Origin of the sequence: Bacillus sp. FSL L8-0167, assembly GCF_038630295.1 — a bacterium.
Classification (GTDB): Bacteria; Bacillota; Bacilli; order Bacillales; family Bacillaceae; genus Bacillus; species Bacillus safensis.
Map to the genome: position 1 here is coordinate 1,441,471 of NZ_CP152027.1, position 18,738 is coordinate 1,460,208.

The window sequence follows — 18,738 nt, forward strand, 5'->3', positions numbered from 1 at the left end:
AGGTGGCGAGGTTGCCATTAACACCTAATGATATTCATAATAAAACGTTCACAAAAAGCTTTCGCGGCTATGACGAAGACGAAGTAAACGAGTTTTTAAGCCAAGTACGTAAAGACTACGAGATCGTACTTCGTAAAAAGAACGAGCTTGAAGACAAAGTAAACGAGCTTGACGAAAGACTAGGTCATTTTGCAACAATTGAAGAGACATTAAACAAATCGATTCTTGTGGCGCAGGAAGCAGCGGAAGACGTAAAGCGTCATTCTGATAAAGAAGCAAAATTGATTATTCGTGAAGCAGAGAAAAATGCAGACCGTATTATCAACGAAGCGCTGTCAAAATCAAGAAAGATTGCAATGGAAATCGAAGAGCTGAAGAAACAGTCGAAGGTCTTTAGAACTCGCTTCCAAATGCTCATCGAAGCGCAGCTTGATCTTCTGAAAAATGACGATTGGGATCATTTACTGGAATATGAAGTAGACGCTGTCTTTGACGAAAAAGAATAAGCGCATCATCTTGACATGACGTGCTCATGTTGCATATAATACCATCATAAATTAACAAGAGATAAACGTTTGAAAGGGACACTCGCAGCTGTCACATGCGTAATAAAGCGAATCAGGGATGGTGGAAGCCTGACATTACGAGACGCTGCAATGAGATCACCCCTTTAGTTCCTTTTCTGAAAAAACCAGTAAGAAAAGGCGTCTGATCACGTTACGATTTTTGAGTGGATAAGCGGCTCTTTCATATCGCTTGTCTAAAAGGGTGGTACCGCGAGACAAGCCTTCTCGTCCCTTATGGGATGAGAGGGCTTTTTTTATTGTTTTTTAATCAGAATTTGCATGTGGAGGAATGGGTATGAACTACAAAGACACCTTATTAATGCCGAAAACAGAATTCCCGATGAGAGGGAACTTGCCGAACAAAGAGCCTGAAATCCAAGAGGAATGGGCAGAGAAAGACATCTATCAAATGGTTTTAGAGCGGACTAAAGGACGCCCGACGTTTATTTTGCATGATGGACCTCCATATGCGAATGGTGACATTCATATGGGGCATGCACTCAATAAAATCCTAAAAGATTTTATCGTCCGTTTTAAATCAATGAACGGGTACCATGCACCGTACGTACCGGGCTGGGATACACACGGGTTGCCAATTGAAACAGCTCTCACTAAAAATAAAAAAGTAAAACGCAAAGAAATGTCTACAGCAGAATTCCGCAAACTATGCGAGGAGTATGCTTGGAAGCAAATTGAAGGTCAGCGCAGCCAGTTTAAGCGATTAGGCGTCAGAGCAGACTGGGACAATCCATATGTCACATTAAAGCCTGAATACGAAGCGCAGCAAATTCTTGTCTTTGGTGAAATGGCGAAGAGAGGCTATATCTATAAAGGATTAAAGCCTGTTAACTGGTCTCCTTCAAGTGAATCAGCCCTCGCTGAAGCGGAAATTGAATATAAAGACAAACGTTCACCATCGATTTACGTTTCGTTTAAAGTAAAAGATGGTGGCAAAGGCGTTCTTGAAAACGGCGAACAATTCATTATCTGGACAACAACACCTTGGACGCTTCCTGCAAACCTTGGCATTTGTGTTCATCCAAACTTAGAGTACAGTGTTCTTCAAGTAGGTGCTGAGCGATATGTTGTCGCATCTGAGCTCGTTGAACAAGTGGCAAAAACGCTTGGCTTTGAAGAGTATGAAGTCGTGAAAACATTAAAAGGAAAAGAATTAGATAACGTCGTTGCAGAGCATCCGATTTATGGTAGAGATTCCCTTGTGATGCTTGGTGACCACGTGACAACTGATGCGGGAACAGGCTGTGTTCACACAGCACCAGGCCACGGGGAAGATGACTTTATTGTCGGTATGAAATACGGTCTTGATGTGCTCTGTCCAGTAGATGAAAAAGGTGTGATGACAGATGAGGCGCCTGGTTTTGAAGGACTATTCTACGAGGATGCCAATAAAGCCATCACAGAACAGCTTGAAGCAAAAGGTGCGCTGAAAAAGCTCGACTTTATCACGCACTCCTACCCGCATGACTGGAGAACGAAAAAACCAACGATTTATCGTGCGACAGCTCAGTGGTTTGCATCCATTAAAGATTTTAGAGAAGCGTTATTAGACAATATTAAAGAAACGAAATGGGTTCCAGCATGGGGAGAAACACGCCTGTTCAATATGGTGCGTGACAGAGGTGACTGGTGCATTTCAAGACAGCGTGTATGGGGCGTTCCAATTCCAGTCTTTTATGCGGAAAATGGTGAGCCGATCATCACGGACGAAACCATTCAGCATGTATCTCAATTATTTAGAGAGCACGGCTCGAATATTTGGTTTGAAAAAGAAGCAAAAGAGCTATTGCCAGAAGGCTTTACACATCCAGGCAGCCCGAATGGTGAATTCACAAAAGAGCAGGACATCATGGATGTATGGTTTGATTCCGGTTCTTCTCACCAAGCTGTTTTAGAAGAAAGAGATGACCTAGTCCGTCCGGCAGATCTTTATCTTGAAGGCTCTGACCAATATCGCGGCTGGTTTAACTCCTCTTTATCAACAGCAGTTGCTGTTACTGGAAAAGCACCTTATAAAGGTGTCCTAAGCCACGGCTTTACGCTTGATAAAGAAGGACGTAAGATGAGTAAATCATTAGGCAATACGATTGATCCAACGAAGGTCGCGAAGCAGCTTGGTGCAGAAATTCTTAGACTTTGGGTATCTTCTGTCAACTATCAAGCCGATCATCCAGTATCTGATGATATTTTGAAACAAGTAGCAGAAGTCTATCGTAAGATCCGTAACACCTTCCGCTTCCTGCATGGAAACTTATTTGACTTTGACCCAGCAGTTAATGCCGTGCCAGTAGAAGAGCTTCGCGAAGTGGATCAATACATCATGATCAAATTAAACAAATTGATTGATAAAGTGAAAAAAGCTTATGATGATTACGAATTTGCGGTCGTCTATCATGCGATTCACAATTTCTGTACGATTGAGCTCAGCTCTTTCTATCTCGATTTTGCAAAGGACGTCGTCTACATTGAGCATGCCGATCATCCAGACCGCCGCAGCATGCAGACGGTCTTCTACGAAACATTAATGGCTTTAGTGAAGCTGACTGCACCAATTCTTCCGCATACCGCAGATGAATTATGGAGCCACTTAAGCTTTGTTGAAGAGCCAAGTGTTCAGTTAACAGATATGCCAGAAGGTGTGCTAGTTCCTCAAGCTGAAGCGACAGAAACGAAGTTTGACCGCTTTATGGAGGTACGTGACGATGTGCTAAAAGCGCTGGAGATTGCGCGTAATGAGAAAGTCATCGGACGTTCACTTGAAGCAAGTGTGACGCTTTATGCGACAGATGAAGTGAAAAACCTTCTTGCATCCATTAAAGAAGATGTGAAGCAGCTCTTTATCATCTCTGAATTAACGGTAGAAGATGAGCAGCATGCAGATACATCAGCGCCTGAATATACATCAGGACGAATTGTGGTTCAAAAAGCAGAAGGAGAACTGTGCGAGCGTTCCCGCATTATTTCAAAAGACGTTGGGGCAAATCCGAAATACCCAACATTGTCGCTGAAAAATGCTGAAATCGTGGAGAAATATTACCAGAATTAACAGTGCGATATCACAAGCTGGCGCCCCGTCATATGCGGGGCGTTTTCTTTTATGAGAAAATGACAGCGTTTAGAACGAAAGGAAAAATCTTATGGCTTTAAAGTGACCAGTCGGGGCAACAATATGATTATCACGACAGGGCAGGAGTTGAAATAGCGACATGAATGGCGATCTAGAGACGATTTACACGGAACTCCTTCAAATGAAAGAAGAGCTGCAATCTAAACTGTTTGAATACGCATCATTTCGTTCACCCGCTGAGCATGTCACATTGAATGAGGTCAAAACGACCACGCTTCTTTATCACATCAAAGAAGAGCTACAAGATGTGTCTCTCGCTATTGCAAAAATTGAACAAGGAACCTATGGCATATGTGAGGCAACAGGAGATGTAATTCCGCTTGAACAAATGAGCATTCTTCCTACCGCCCGCACGGCTGACGACTTTTTATATCATAAGCAATACGAGAAAAAAGCATTCACTCCTTATCCTTACGAATCGAATGATTCTCATTTTGAAGCCTTCCACATGTAGGGAGGTTTTTGTCTGTCAACTAAAGTTTCTTTACTCCTTCCTGTTTTCTTGATAAAATGCTTAAAGATCAAAGTATGAAGATGGAGGAACGTGTGTGTTCTATTACATAATCGCATTCGTTATCATTTGTTTAGACCAATTAACAAAATGGCTCATTGTCAAAAATATGATGCTCGGTGATTCTGTTCCAGTCATTGATGGATTCTTTTATATCACGTCTCACCGAAATTCAGGAGCCGCATGGGGAATTCTCCAAGGGCAAATGTGGTTTTTCTATGTGATCACACTCGTTGTTATTGCGGGAATTGTTTATTACTTACAAAAACATGGACAAAAGGACAAGCTGCTGGGAGTAGCGCTGGCCTTAATGCTTGGCGGAGCGATCGGCAACTTTATTGACCGTATTTTCCGTCAGGAAGTGGTTGATTTTGCTCATTTCGTATTTGGGGATTATCACTACCCAATCTTTAATATTGCAGATTCTTCTCTTTGTGTAGGGGTTATTCTGCTCTTCATTCAAATGCTGTTAGATGGAAAGAAAAATAAGGAGTCAACTACATGAATCAAGTAAATATTGCCGTTTCAGAAGAACAAACGAGTGAACGGCTAGATAAATTTCTAAGCACGACAGAACCAGAATGGTCAAGAACCCAAGTCCAGCAATGGGTAAAAGATGGGCTGATCGAAGTAAACGGGAAACAAGTAAAGGCCAATTACAAAGTACAAGCTGGGGATCAAATCAAAGTGGAGATTCCAGATCCGGAAGCGCTAGATGTAGAAGCAGAACCAATGGATCTTGATATTTATTATGAGGATGCAGATGTGTTAGTCGTAAATAAACCACGAGGAATGGTCGTTCATCCAGCGCCGGGTCATGTGTCAGGAACACTTGTAAATGGACTGATGGCACATTGCAAAGACTTATCAGGGATTAACGGTGTGATGCGTCCTGGAATTGTCCACCGAATTGATAAAGATACGTCTGGGCTGTTAATGGTCGCGAAAAACGATATGGCACATGAGTCACTCGTCAATCAGCTGGTGGCTAAAACTGTTACAAGAAAGTATACGGCTGTTGTCCACGGTATTATCCAGCATGATACAGGCACAATTGATGCACCAATTGGCAGAGACAAAAAAGACCGTCAAAGCATGACGGTCACAAAAGAAAATGCAAAACAAGCCGTTACTCACTTTGATGTGATTGAACGCTTTAAAGACTTCACGGTTGTCGAATGCCGTCTTGAAACAGGAAGAACACACCAAATTCGTGTTCATATGAAATATATCGGCTACCCTCTTGCAGGAGATCCGAAATATGGGCCGAGAAAAACAGTCGATTTTAATGGACAGCTGCTGCATGCAGGTGTTTTAGGATTTGATCATCCTAGAACAGGAGAATATATCGAGTTTACAGCACCAATTCCAGCTGATATGCAGGCTTTTATCGATTCATTAAGAAATAACGATTGACAGGCCGTGCTTTTTCTGAAATAATAAACAAAGAAATTGAGATTCTTTAAAACAGTCCAGAGAGGCTGAGAAGGATAACGGATCAATTTGTGCACGCGTATGCACAAATGAACGCCCCTCTCTGCCCTTTGCAGAAGGGGCTTTTTATTTGTCAAAAAGAGGTGTAAAAGATGGAACAAAAAGCAGTCATTCTTGATGAACAAGCGATCAGACGAGCGCTTACCCGAATTGCACATGAAATGATTGAGCGCAACAAAGGGATGAAGGATGTCATCCTTGCCGGGATCAAGACAAGAGGCATACATCTTGCAAAGCGCCTTGCAGAGCGCATCGAGCAAATTGAAGGGAATCCAGTCACTGTAGGTGAACTTGATATTACGCTATACCGTGATGACCTGACAAAAAAGACAGACAACCAAGACCCGCTTGTAAAGGGTGCAGACATACCAGCTGACATTAATGACAAAACACTTATTGTTGTTGACGATGTCCTGTTTACAGGCAGAACCGTCAGAGCCGCTATGGATGCCCTTGTGGATGTAGGAAGACCATCTTCCATTCAGCTGGCTGTGCTCGTTGACCGGGGACACCGGGAGCTGCCGATTCGAGCGGATTATATCGGGAAAAACATTCCGACTTCAAAAGCAGAGACAGTCATGGTTCAGCTCAATGAAGTAGATCAAAACGACCTTGTCGCTATATATGAAAAATAACCTTTTTAAATGCATTCCAGTGAGTTTGCAAAGAGGGCAATAACAGAGACACCGAGCACACGGATAACATGACGTGTCTGGTTTTTCTAGGCCTCTTTGCGCATACTCGCAAAGAGGCTTTTTTAATGAAAAAGGACACATCTAGGAGGAAAATCATGAGTCAGCAAAAAGCCAATTTAGGCATTCGAGATATCCCAAAACCATTCACATGGCTGTCACTTAGCCTTCAGCATTTGTTTGCGATGTTTGGTGCGACCATTCTTGTACCAAAAATCATTGATATGAGTCCAGCCGTCGCGCTCATCTCAAGCGGTGTGGGAACGATTGTTTACTTAATTATCACAAGAGGACAAATTCCGGCGTATCTTGGATCGTCCTTTGCCTTCATCGCCCCCATACTGAATGTTAAAGCAACGGGCGGCCCTGGAGCCGCAATGGTTGGCGCCTTCATGGCGGGTGTCGCTTATGCACTCATCGCCCTGTTCATTAAATGGCTCGGCACAGGCTGGCTGATGAAGCTTCTGCCGCCGGTTGTCGTAGGACCAGTCATTATGGTCATCGGACTCGGACTCGCTGGAACAGCAGTCAACATGGCGATGTATGTTGATCCGAATGCCACCGAGCTAGTTTACAGCCTCAAGCACTTAATGGTTGCTGGCTTCACACTGGCTGTGACCATTATCAGTATGATTTTCCTAAGAGGATTCCTTAGCTTAATCCCAGTATTAATCGGCATCATCAGCGGCTATCTCTTTGCCTTAACTCAAGGCATTGTGAACTTCCAGCCGGTCATTGACGCAAAATGGTTTGCTGTACCAGACTTCGTCGTGCCATTTGTCGACTATACACCTGATGTGACCTTAAGCATTCTCACAGTGATGGTGCCGGTAGCCTTTGTCACAATGTCTGAGCATATCGGCCACCAAGTGGTGTTAAGTAAGGTCGTAGGACAAGATTTTATTAAAAAACCAGGTCTTCATCGCTCCATTTTAGGAGACAGTGCGGCAACGATCTTCGCTTCACTTATTGGCGGACCGCCAACAACAACTTATGGAGAGAACATTGGCGTACTTGCCATCACAAGAGTGTTCAGTATCTTCGTCATCGGCGGAGCAGCGGTGTTTGCGATCTGCTTCGGTTTTGTAGGAAAAATATCAGCATTAATCAGTACAGTGCCGTCCGCGGTGATGGGAGGCGTTTCGTTCCTGCTCTTTGGAATCATTGCTTCAAGCGGCCTGAGGATTCTGATTGATCATAAAGTGAATTTTGAAGAAAAGCGTAATCTCATTATCGCATCAGTCATCCTAGTCATTGGGATTGGCGGGGCATTCATTGAGGTGAAACAAATCAATCTTACCCTATCTGGAATGGCACTTGCTGCGATTACGGGTGTCCTGTTAAATCTGATCCTGCCGCATCAAAAAGCAGAAGATGACAACTCAAATGAATCAAATACAGAAAACCTTTTAAAAGAAGTCCAGTGAGGCTGACAAGGGTTCTAAATGGAGCAGAATGCACGAAAGTGCCGCTGTTTCTTTTGGAGAACCCTAAGCTGCCGAGGCTTAGGGTTTTTTTGAACCTGAAAGTGATGAAAAACTAGAGGGGGAAGAAAAAATGAATGATTTATCGACAATGAGCAGCTTATCAAAAGAAGAGATATTACAGCTGATTGAAGAAGCAGCTGCACTCAAAAAGGGGAAACAAGAACATGGATTAGCCGGAGAATTTGTGGCAAACCTCTTCTTTGAACCAAGCACAAGAACACGTTTTAGCTTCGAAGTAGCCGAGAAGAAACTTGGGATGAATGTCCTGAGCTTAGATGCAGCAAGCACCTCCGTTCAAAAGGGCGAAACACTTTACGATACGGTAAAAACACTCGAATCGATCGGAGTAAAGGCATGTGTGATCAGAGACAGCACCGATGAATATTATAATGAGCTGATTGGAAAGGTTGGAATTCCCATCATCAATGCAGGAGATGGCTGCGGACAGCATCCAACCCAATCACTGCTTGACCTCATGACCATCTTTGAAGAGTTTAGCGGCTTTGAAGGCTTAACGATTTCGATTCATGGAGACATCAAACATAGCAGGGTGGCAAGATCAAATGCTGAGGTTTTAACGAGGCTGGGAGCGACAGTCCTCTTTTCAGGGCCTGCTTCCTTCCAGGATGAACAAAACCCTCACGGAACCTATGTCCAAGTAGATGAAGCCATCGCACAATCTGATGTGGTGATGCTGCTTAGAATCCAGCATGAACGGCACGCTGAAAAAATGGGCAGTGAAGATTACTTATCAACTTATGGATTAACAGTAGACAGAGCAAACAAAATGAAAGAACGCGCGATTATTATGCATCCAGCACCAGTAAACAGAGGTGTTGAAATAGATGATTCATTAGTAGAGTCCAAGCAGTCAAGGATTTTCAAACAAATGGAAAATGGTGTTTATATCCGAATGGCCGTATTAAAAAGAGCTTTTCAAAATAGCACACTACATCAAAAAGGGAGAGATTCTGTCTATGTCATATCTCATTAAAAACGGTTTTATCTTAACAAGCACAGGTGAAAGAGTGCAGCAGGATATTAGGGTAAAAGGAAAAGTGATTCAAGCGATTGGTCACCTAGAAAGAGAAGACGGAGAAGAGGTTATTGATGCAGCAGGGCTATTTGTGTCACCAGGCTTGATCGATCTGCATGTGCATTTAAGAGAGCCGGGCGGAGAGAAAAAGGAAACGATTGAAACAGGCTCTAAAGCAGCCGCAAGAGGCGGATATACGACGATTGCAGCGATGCCGAATACAAGGCCGGTTCCAGATACAAAAGAGCAAATGGAATGGCTGATGAATCGAATCGAAGAGACCTCATCTGTGAGAGTGCTGCCATACGCCTCCATCACAACGAGGCAAATTGGGGAAGAGATGACGGATTTTGCAGCACTAAAAGAAGCAGGCGCCTTTGCTTTTACAGATGACGGTGTCGGCATCCAAACAGCAGGCATGATGTACGAAGCGATGAAACAGGCAGCAAGTCTTGATCAAGCGATTGTGGCGCACTGTGAAGATAACTCGCTCATTTACGGCGGGTGCGTTCATGAAGGAGAATTTTCAAAAGCAAATGGGTTAAACGGAATACCGTCCATTTGTGAATCGGTGCATATAGCAAGGGATGTTCTTTTAGCAGAAGCAGCGAACTGTCATTATCATGTATGTCATATCAGTACGAAAGAATCTGTGCGGGTCGTACGCGATGCAAAAAAAGCAGGCATCCGTGTGACGGCTGAGGTGTCACCGCATCACCTGCTGTTGTGTGATACGGACATTCCAGGTCTTGATACAAATTATAAAATGAACCCGCCGCTCAGAGGAAAAGAGGATCGCGAGGCATTGATCGAGGGACTGTTAGATGGAACGATTGATTTCATCGCAACAGACCATGCGCCGCATACAGAAGAAGAAAAGAACGAAACCATGCAGCGTGCCCCGTTTGGAATTGTGGGACTTGAAACAGCGTTCCCGCTTCTGTATACACGATTTGTCAAAACAGGCGAATGGACATTAAAAGAACTCGTTGATTATATGACAATCAAACCAGCAGAAGCATTTTCTCTTCCATACGGAAAGCTTGAAGAAGGACACATAGCTGATATCACACTCATTGATTTAAACAAAGAAATGGCAATCGATAAAACAAGCTTCTTATCTAAAGGGCAAAATACACCGTTTGACAAATTGACTGTATCAGGATGGCCGGTCATGACACTTGCATCTGGGAAAGTCGTTTATGAAGAGGGGAGACTAGTAAAATGAAGAGACGTTTAGTGCTAGAAAACGGAACAGTATTTGAAGGAACAGGCTTTGGCAGCTTAGAACCATCAGTCGGAGAAGTCGTCTTTAATACAGGGATGACGGGCTATCAAGAAATTTTATCTGATCCATCATACTGCGGACAAATTGTCACACTGACTTACCCGCTTATCGGCAACTATGGCATTAACCGTGATGATTTTGAATCGATCACACCGTTTGTGAAAGGGCTGATTGTGAAAGAGCTTTGTGAAAAGCCTTCAAACTGGCGCTCTTCATATTCACTCGATGAATATTTAAAAATGAAAAACATTCCGGGGCTGAGCGGAATCGATACACGGAAGCTGACTCGAATGATTCGAAGTGCAGGCACTTTAAGAGGGGCATTTGCAGGACCTGATGAACAAGTAGAAGACGTTGTCCGCCGCCTTCAAACATTGCAGCTGCCAACAGATCAAGTGAGTCAAGTATCTGTGAAAAATGCGTACCCAAGCCCAGGCAGAGGAAAAAGAATTGTCCTTGTCGATTTCGGCATGAAGCACGGTATTTTGCGCGAGCTCAATAAACGTGACTGCGACGTCATTGTGGTGCCATACAACATCACTGCAGATGAAGTGCTGCAGCTAAAGCCTGATGGCATCATGCTTTCAAACGGACCTGGAGATCCCGTGGATGTACCAGAAGCCGTTGAGATGATTCAGCAATTGATTGGAAAGGTGCCGCTCTTTGGTATTTGCCTCGGGCATCAATTATTTGCTCTAGCGTGCGGTGCAAGCACAGAAAAAATGAAATTTGGCCACAGAGGATCAAACCATCCGGTGAAAGAACTAGCAACTGGCAAGGTGACACTGACGTCTCAAAACCACGGCTACACGGTTAGCAGTATTAACGAAGACGTGCTAGAAGTCACACATATTGCCCTAAACGACAATACGATTGAAGGATTAAAACATAAAGAAGCACCAGCATTCACTGTTCAGTACCACCCAGAAGCATCACCGGGTCCAGAAGATGCAAACTACTTATTTGACCAGTTCATGGAAATGATTCATACGACTGAGAAAGAAGGGGAAGAAGTATGCCAAAACGCGTAGACATCAAAAAGATTTTAGTAATCGGATCAGGTCCTATCATCATCGGTCAGGCAGCGGAGTTTGACTATGCAGGCACACAGGCTTGCTTAGCACTAAAAGAAGAGGGCTATGAAGTCGTTCTTGTCAACTCTAACCCTGCGACCATCATGACAGATACAGAAATGGCTGATAAGGTATACATCGAACCACTGACACCAGAATTTTTAACACGAATCATTCGAAAAGAACGTCCTGATGCGATCCTGCCAACACTTGGCGGGCAAACTGGATTAAACCTTGCAGTTGAATTATCAGAGCTTGGCGTATTAGCTGAATGCGGCGTTGAAGTACTCGGTACAAAGCTGTCAGCCATCCAAAAAGCAGAGGATAGAGATTTATTCCGTAATTTAATGAATGAACTAAATGAGCCAGTACCAGAAAGTGAAATCATTCATAACCTGGAAGAAGCGATGGCGTTCACGGATCAAATCGGTTTCCCTGTCATTGTCAGACCAGCCTATACATTAGGCGGAACGGGCGGCGGTATTTGTACAAACGAGCAAGAACTGAAGGAAATCGTTGAAAACGGTCTGAAGCTTAGCCCAGTCACACAATGCTTGCTTGAAAAAAGCATTGCCGGCTTTAAAGAAATTGAATATGAAGTCATGCGAGACAGCGGTGACCATGCAATCGTTGTTTGTAACATGGAAAACTTTGACCCTGTCGGCATCCATACAGGTGACAGTATTGTTGTAGCACCAAGCCAAACGTTAAGTGACCGAGAATATCAGCTGCTTCGAAATGTGTCGCTTAAGCTGATCCGTGCACTTGGCATTGAAGGCGGCTGTAATGTTCAGCTGGCACTTGATCCAAACAGCTTTCAATACTATATCATCGAGGTAAACCCGCGTGTGAGCCGTTCCTCTGCGCTTGCGTCAAAAGCGACAGGCTATCCAATAGCCAAATTGGCAGCGAAAATTGCTGTCGGCTTAACGCTTGATGAAATGATGAACCCAGTCACAGGTAAAACCTATGCAGCCTTCGAGCCGGCACTTGACTATATCGTTTCAAAAATACCGCGCTGGCCGTTCGATAAATTTGAATCTGCGAACAGACGTCTTGGTACGCAAATGAAGGCAACTGGTGAAGTCATGGCAATCGGCCGCACATTAGAAGAGTCTCTTCTAAAGGCAGTACGTTCACTTGAAGCCGATGTGCATCACATTGAATTAAAAGATGAAGCAGACATCACAAATGAAGTGCTTGAAAAGCGGATTATCAAAGCGGGAGACGAACGATTATTTTATATCGCTGAGGCACTTAGAAGAGGCTATACAGTCGAACAAATACATGAATTCTCAAAAATTGATTACTTCTTCCTTCATAAGCTGGAAGGCATCATCGTCTTTGAGAAGACATTAAAAGAAAACAAAGGCAATACAGACGTATTAAAAGAAGCAAAAGAAAAAGGCTTCTCAGATATCTACATTAGCCGCGAGTGGAATATGAACGAAGCGGATGTCTACAAGCTAAGACAAGAAGCAGGCATTGTACCTGTATACAAAATGGTGGATACATGTGCGGCAGAATTTGAATCAGAGACACCTTATTTCTACAGCACGTATGAAGATGAAAATGAATCAGAACGGACTGACAAGAAAAGCGTCATCGTATTAGGTTCAGGTCCTATCCGAATTGGACAAGGAGTTGAATTTGATTATGCGACCGTTCACTCTGTGTGGGCAATTAAACAAGCAGGCTATGAAGCGATCATTATTAACAACAACCCTGAAACGGTTTCAACAGACTTTAGTATTTCAGATAAGCTTTACTTTGAACCACTCACTGTAGAAGATGTCATGCACATCATCGACCTTGAACAGCCTGAAGGAGTCGTTGTTCAGTTCGGCGGACAAACGGCGATCAACCTAGCAGACGAATTATCAAATAGAGGGGTGAAAATTCTTGGAACTTCTCTAGAAGACCTAGACCGCGCAGAAAACCGGGACAAGTTTGAACAAACGTTAGAAACACTCGGTGTGCCGCAGCCTAAAGGGAAAACAGCAACGTCTGTGCCTGAAGCTGTAGCGATTGCCAATCAAATCGGCTACCCAGTCCTTGTCCGTCCTTCCTATGTATTAGGCGGCCGCGCGATGGAAATTGTGTATCAAGAAACAGAGCTTCTTCACTACATGGAGAATGCGGTGAAAGTCAATCCGCAGCATCCGGTGTTAATTGACAAGTATTTGACAGGAAAAGAAATTGAAGTAGATGCCGTGTCTGATGGAGAAACTGTCGTGATCCCAGGCATTATGGAACACATTGAAAGAGCCGGAGTTCACTCTGGTGACTCGATTGCGGTCTATCCGCCGCAAACATTGTCTGAGGACATCAAAGCGAAGATCGCAGAATACACGATCAAGCTTGCCAAAGGACTCAACATTATTGGGCTTTTGAACATACAATTTGTCCTATCAAAAGGTGAAGTGTATGTACTTGAAGTGAACCCGAGATCAAGCCGGACGGTTCCTTTCTTAAGTAAAATTACAGGCATTCCGATGGCAAACCTTGCGACAAAAGTCATCTTGGGAGACAAGCTCAAAAATTATGGCTACGAAGAAGGGCTTCATACAGAGCAAGAAGGAGTGTACGTCAAAGTTCCAGTCTTCTCTTTTGCAAAATTAAGAAGAGTGGATATTACACTCGGGCCTGAAATGAAATCAACAGGTGAAGTCATGGGGAAAGATGTCACGATCGAAAAAGCCTTATATAAAGGATTGATTGCATCTGGCATTCAAATTCCTAAAGACGGAACAGTTCTTCTGACAGTGGCTGATAAGGATAAAGAAGAAGGACTTGAGATCGCAAGAAGATTCCATTCGATCGGCTATCATATTTTAGCAACAGAAGGAACGGCGAATTACTTAAAACAAGCCTCCATTCCATCAAGTGTGGTCGGCAAAATTGGAGAAGAAGGCAAAAATCTTCTCGATGTCATTCGAAACGGGGAAGCCCAATTCGTGATCAACACATTAACAAAAGGAAAACAGCCGGCAAGAGACGGCTTTAGAATTAGACGTGAATCTGTTGAAAACGGAGTGGCCTGCTTAACGTCCCTAGACACAGCAGAAGCCATTTTACGAGTGCTTGAGAGCATGACATTTAGAGCGGATGAAATGCCAGAAGTGAAAACGAATGCTGAGGTGACAGTAACGATATGAAAAAAGCATACTTGACGGTCGTCTCGAACCGAGAGATCGCTGATCATATTTACGAAATGACATTAAAAGGTGACCTTGTGGACTCCTTTCAAACGGCTGGACAATTTCTTCATCTAAAGGTCAGTGAATCCATGACACCGCTGCTGAGAAGACCGATCAGTATTGCCAACATTCATGCCGAGCAAAAAGAAGCAACCATCATTTACCGCGCAGAGGGAGAGGGCACAAAGCTCCTCTCCCAAAAGCGGGAGGGAGAAACAGTTGATGTATTAGGGCCGCTTGGAAACGGGTATGATCCTTCAGTCGTCAAGCCCGGAGAGACGGCATTACTAGTCGGCGGCGGAATTGGCGTACCGCCTCTATATGAGCTGTCCAAGCGTTTAACGAAAAAAGGCGTCATCGTAAAGCATGTCCTCGGCTTTCAATCGAAAAAGGATGTATTTTACGAGGAGAAATTTCAAGCACTCGGCGATACGTTTATTGCAACTGTTGATGGCACATATGGTGCTAAAGGCTTTGTAACAGATGTGATAAAAAAGCAAAACCTGAGCTTTGATGTGCTGCTTTCCTGCGGTCCGACACCTATGCTAAAAGCGCTGAAAGACACGTATCCTGATAAGCCCGTCTACATTTCGATGGAAGAACGAATGGGCTGCGGGATTGGTGCCTGCTTTGCATGTGTCTGTCATACCGATCAGCTCGACAAACCTTACGTCAAAGTCTGTCTTGATGGACCTGTTTTTAAAGCAGAGGAGGTGGCATTGTCATGCTAAACGTTGAGTTACCGGGATTATCTTTAAAGAATCCAATTATCCCTGCATCAGGCTGCTTTGGATTTGGGAGAGAATTTGCATCCTTATATGACCTATCATTACTGGGCGGTATCATGATCAAAGCCACAACCCTTGAACCGAGATTTGGCAACCCGACTCCAAGGGTAGCTGAGACAGGAGCCGGTATGCTCAATGCAATCGGCCTTCAAAATCCAGGTCTAAAAGGCGTGCTTGAAAATGAATTGCCTTGGCTCGAGCAGTTTGATACACCTATTATTGCGAATGTTGCTGGCTCACAGGTCGAAGATTATGTTGAAGTAGCCAAGCAAATCAGCCAAGCCAAAAATGTTCATGCCCTTGAACTGAATATTTCTTGCCCAAATGTTAAAACTGGCGGAATCGCCTTTGGTACAGATCCAAATATGGCGGCGTCATTAACAAAAGCAGTCAAGGAAGTCTCTTCTGTTCCTGTCTACGTCAAACTGTCACCTAACGTAGCCAATATTGTGGAGATTGCTCAAGCGATAGAAGCTGCTGGAGCGGATGGACTCACCATGATTAACACATTAATCGGTATGCGTTTAGATTTAAAAACGGGGAAACCCATTCTTGCCAATAAAACAGGCGGATTATCAGGACCAGCTGTCAAACCTGTCGCTGTGCGTATGGTGCATGAGGTGAGTCAAGCGGTTTCTATTCCGATTATCGGGATGGGCGGAGTGCAAAGTGCTGAAGATGTACTTGAATTTTTACTAGCAGGCGCAAGTGCAGTAGCTGTCGGTACAGCCAATTTTGTGAATCCATTTATTTGCCCGGAAATCATTGAAGAGCTGCCAAATGTGTTAGCAGCATATGGTTATTCATCTGTAGAGGAATGTATCGGAAGGAGCTGGAAACATGAAGCACTTGCCCATCATCGCGCTTGATTTTCCATCAGGACAGGAGGCGCTTGCCTTTTTAGATCCCTTTGAAGGGACACCATTATTTGTGAAGGTCGGCATGGAGCTGTTTTACCAAGAAGGACCTGCCATCCTTGATGAGCTGAAAGAAAAAAATTGCCGCATTTTTCTCGATTTAAAATTACATGACATTCCAACAACGGTGCAAAAAGCGATGAACCGGCTTGCCGCACTTGGCGTTGATTTGGTCAATGTGCATGCTGCTGGCGGGAAACGAATGATGCAGGCTGCATTAGAGGGACTTGAAAGCGGGACTCCTGCTGGACAAAGCCGTCCGGGCATTATTGCAGTGACCCAGCTGACTAGTACGTCAGAAGACATGATGAGAAAAGAATTACTCATTGACCGTCCGCTGCAAGAGACTGTTATCCGGTACGGACAATTAGCATATGAAAGTGGGCTGGACGGGGTTGTTTGCTCTGTTCATGAATCTAAAGCACTTCATGAACATATCTCACCATCCTTTCTCACTGTAACGCCAGGAATTCGCTTACCGAATGATCAAACCGATGACCAAAAGCGTGTGGCGACACCTGCCTATGCAAAAGAGCAAGGTGTTTCACAAATTGTTGTCGGAAGATCAATCACAAAAGCGGATAAACCAATAGAAGCCTATCATCAAATTTTGAAAGAGTGGGAGTGACTGCCAGATGAAATCAAAAATCGCGAAACATCTATTACAAATCAAAGCGGTCTCATTAAAACCAGACGAACCGTTTACATGGGCGAGCGGTATAAAATCACCGATCTATTGTGATAACCGCCTCACATTATCATATCCAGAAGTCAGACACGACATTGCGGAAGGTCTAAAAGATTTAATTCTCACTCATTTCAAGGGAGCAGAGGTTGTCGCGGGTACTGCAACAGCAGGCATTCCGCATGCGGCATTAGCAGCAGACCGCTTGAACATCCCGATGTGTTATGTCAGAAGTAAGCCGAAAGCACACGGAAAAGGAAATCAAATTGAAGGGGCTGTATCGAAAGGCCAAAAGGTTGTCGTCGTTGAAGACCTTATTTCCACAGGAGGCAGTGTGCTTGAAGTGGTCGCTGCTCTTCAAGCTGAGGGCTGCGAGGTACTAGGAGTTGCCGCAATCTTCACATACGGACTGCCAAAAGCAGCAGCCGCTTTTCAAGAAAAAAATATTCCGTATGTCACCCTGACAGACTATGACACATTGACAGACGTGGCACTTGAACTGAAAGCGATTGAGCCGTCTGCGATGAACAAACTAAAACGCTGGAGACAAGATCCGTCCTCTGAATCTTGGATGGAAGAAACGGTCTGAAAAGAAGAGAAAGGACTAGGATGAAGAGCATTTTAGCCTCCTATCGTTAACAAAAGCTGTGCTTGCCCGCACGGCTTTTTTATTTGGGTAAAAATAGTAAAATAGACTCAAATTTTAATAAAAACTAATCCTATCAATAAAGTCGGGTTGACTTTTGTTTGAATTGTGTTAATATTTAAGACAAATTGAAACTCTTATCCAGAGAGGTGGAGGGACTGGCCCGATGAAACCCGGCAACCTGCGATTCGCAAGGTGCTACTTCCTGCAAAATGATTCTATTTTGAAAGATAAGGAAATCGTGAGCTTCCTCATCTTTCTTTCGGACTGAAAGAAAGTTTTTTTATTTTAACGGTGAGGAGGAAGAGGAGATGGAAGTGAAACAAAATCAGGATGAGGACTTAGTAAAGCATATGCAAGAACTGATTGGGGATATGAAATTCGGTTCAATTACGTTAATTGTTCAGGACGGTCAAGTGATTCAAGTGGAAAAAAACGAAAAAATTAGATTGAAGTAGTGCGGAAATTAGCAATATGAGCGGTACTCCGGAAGGGGAGAAATCATGTTAACTTATGAAAATTGGCAAGAGCCGTCCATTACATTTCAAGAGGATGATTTGTATAAAGGAGCCCTGTCTGTACTGAAATGGGCGTACGGTCATTATGGTGACCAGCTCGTGTATGCGTGCAGCTTTGGCATCGAGGGCATCGTTCTGATTGATCTGATTGCAAAAGTAAAAAAAGATGCGAGAATTGTCTTTTTAGATACAGGTCTGCATTTTAAGGAAACATACGACACAATTGATGCGGTAAAGGAAAGATACCCGGGTTTAGACATTGTATTGAAAACGCCTGAGCTGACGGTTGAACAGCAAAATGAGCAGCACGGTGATGAATTATGGAAAACAAATCCTCAAAGCTGCTGCCATATGCGTAAGGTCATTCCTTTGCAAGAAGCTCTCTCTGGTTATCCAGCATGGCTTTCCGGTTTAAGAAGAGAGCAGTCACCAAAACGAGCAGGGACGAATTTCTTAAATAAGGATGAAAAATTCAAATCAGTGAAAGTATGTCCGCTCATCCATTGGACGTGGAAGGACATATGGAGATATGCATCTAGAGAGGAACTTACTTATAATCCGCTGCATGACCAAGGATATCCAAGTATCGGCTGTGCACCGTGTACACAGCCAGCATTTACTGCAGATGATCTGCGTTCTGGCAGATGGTCAGGAACAGCAAAGACAGAGTGCGGATTACATGAGTAAGGGAG

The 18,738-nt window shown here is 43.9% G+C and carries 17 protein-coding genes and 1 riboswitch; all 17 genes read left to right on the forward strand.

Annotated elements, in window-relative coordinates; all coding sequences use genetic code 11:
* Positions 1 to 11: 11 nt before the first annotated feature.
* The 17 genes from MHB66_RS07350 to MHB66_RS07430 all read left to right on the forward strand — a co-directional run bounded on the left by MHB66_RS07350 (position 12) and on the right by MHB66_RS07430 (position 18,733).
* Positions 12 to 506 carry a DivIVA domain-containing protein gene (locus MHB66_RS07350; protein WP_008344947.1) on the forward strand — a complete coding sequence of 165 codons (495 nt, stop codon included), beginning with the start codon at positions 12 to 14 and terminating at the stop codon, positions 504 to 506.
* Between the two features lie 355 nt (positions 507 to 861).
* Positions 862 to 3,630, forward strand: a complete 2,769-nt coding sequence (gene ileS / locus MHB66_RS07355) for an isoleucine--tRNA ligase (protein ID WP_342490576.1) — start codon at positions 862 to 864, stop codon at positions 3,628 to 3,630.
* Positions 3,631 to 3,790: 160 nt separating this feature from the next.
* Positions 3,791 to 4,165, forward strand: a complete 375-nt coding sequence (locus MHB66_RS07360) for a hypothetical protein (protein ID WP_024424237.1) — start codon at positions 3,791 to 3,793, stop codon at positions 4,163 to 4,165.
* A gap of 94 nt (positions 4,166 to 4,259) precedes the next feature.
* Positions 4,260 to 4,727, forward strand: coding sequence for a signal peptidase II (gene lspA / locus MHB66_RS07365; protein WP_024424236.1), 468 nt, complete (start codon positions 4,260 to 4,262; stop codon positions 4,725 to 4,727).
* Positions 4,724 to 5,638, forward strand: a complete 915-nt coding sequence (locus tag MHB66_RS07370) for an RluA family pseudouridine synthase (protein ID WP_024426940.1) — start codon at positions 4,724 to 4,726, stop codon at positions 5,636 to 5,638. Before lspA ends, MHB66_RS07370 begins: the two co-directional genes overlap by 4 nt.
* Positions 5,639 to 5,808: 170 nt before the next feature.
* The gene (pyrR, locus tag MHB66_RS07375) at positions 5,809 to 6,351 is read left to right on the forward strand and encodes a bifunctional pyr operon transcriptional regulator/uracil phosphoribosyltransferase PyrR (protein WP_024424234.1); all 543 of its coding nucleotides are present in this window, start codon (positions 5,809 to 5,811) and stop codon (positions 6,349 to 6,351) included.
* A gap of 155 nt (positions 6,352 to 6,506) precedes the next feature.
* Positions 6,507 to 7,835: a solute carrier family 23 protein gene (locus MHB66_RS07380; RefSeq protein ID WP_041117325.1), complete on the forward strand. Its 1,329-nt coding sequence runs from the start codon at positions 6,507 to 6,509 to the stop codon at positions 7,833 to 7,835.
* A gap of 130 nt (positions 7,836 to 7,965) precedes the next feature.
* The gene (locus MHB66_RS07385) at positions 7,966 to 8,889 is read left to right on the forward strand and encodes an aspartate carbamoyltransferase catalytic subunit (RefSeq protein WP_041117327.1); all 924 of its coding nucleotides are present in this window, start codon (positions 7,966 to 7,968) and stop codon (positions 8,887 to 8,889) included.
* Positions 8,873 to 10,159, forward strand: a complete 1,287-nt coding sequence (locus tag MHB66_RS07390; protein WP_024424231.1) for a dihydroorotase — start codon at positions 8,873 to 8,875, stop codon at positions 10,157 to 10,159. Before MHB66_RS07385 ends, MHB66_RS07390 begins: the two co-directional genes overlap by 17 nt.
* Complete coding sequence (locus tag MHB66_RS07395) at positions 10,156 to 11,250, forward strand: carbamoyl phosphate synthase small subunit (protein ID WP_024424230.1); 1,095 nt, start codon at positions 10,156 to 10,158, stop codon at positions 11,248 to 11,250. Before MHB66_RS07390 ends, MHB66_RS07395 begins: the two co-directional genes overlap by 4 nt.
* Entirely contained in the window at positions 11,235 to 14,450 is a 3,216-nt protein-coding gene (gene carB, locus MHB66_RS07400) for a carbamoyl-phosphate synthase (glutamine-hydrolyzing) large subunit (RefSeq protein WP_034281710.1), read from the forward strand. The genes MHB66_RS07395 and carB overlap by 16 nt, the downstream gene beginning before the upstream one ends.
* Positions 14,447 to 15,223, forward strand: coding sequence for a dihydroorotate dehydrogenase electron transfer subunit (locus MHB66_RS07405; protein WP_046310883.1), 777 nt, complete (start codon positions 14,447 to 14,449; stop codon positions 15,221 to 15,223). Before carB ends, MHB66_RS07405 begins: the two co-directional genes overlap by 4 nt.
* A complete protein-coding gene (locus tag MHB66_RS07410) occupies positions 15,217 to 16,149 on the forward strand; it encodes a dihydroorotate dehydrogenase (protein ID WP_046310885.1) in 933 nt (310 codons plus the stop codon). The genes MHB66_RS07405 and MHB66_RS07410 overlap by 7 nt, the downstream gene beginning before the upstream one ends.
* A complete protein-coding gene (gene pyrF / locus MHB66_RS07415; RefSeq protein WP_041117335.1) occupies positions 16,121 to 16,825 on the forward strand; it encodes an orotidine-5'-phosphate decarboxylase in 705 nt (234 codons plus the stop codon). The genes MHB66_RS07410 and pyrF overlap by 29 nt, the downstream gene beginning before the upstream one ends.
* A 7-nt stretch (positions 16,826 to 16,832) precedes the next feature.
* Positions 16,833 to 17,471, forward strand: a complete 639-nt coding sequence (pyrE, locus tag MHB66_RS07420; protein ID WP_024424225.1) for an orotate phosphoribosyltransferase — start codon at positions 16,833 to 16,835, stop codon at positions 17,469 to 17,471.
* A 191-nt stretch (positions 17,472 to 17,662) separates the two neighbouring features.
* A riboswitch (SAM riboswitch) is annotated at positions 17,663 to 17,765 on the forward strand.
* A gap of 74 nt (positions 17,766 to 17,839) precedes the next feature.
* Positions 17,840 to 17,986 (forward strand): YezD family protein, encoded by a 147-nt coding sequence (locus MHB66_RS07425; protein WP_073205135.1) that lies wholly within the window; start codon positions 17,840 to 17,842, stop codon positions 17,984 to 17,986.
* A 45-nt stretch (positions 17,987 to 18,031) separates the two neighbouring features.
* Positions 18,032 to 18,733, forward strand: coding sequence for a phosphoadenylyl-sulfate reductase (locus MHB66_RS07430; protein ID WP_024426945.1), 702 nt, complete (start codon positions 18,032 to 18,034; stop codon positions 18,731 to 18,733).
* Positions 18,734 to 18,738 lie beyond the last annotated feature (5 nt).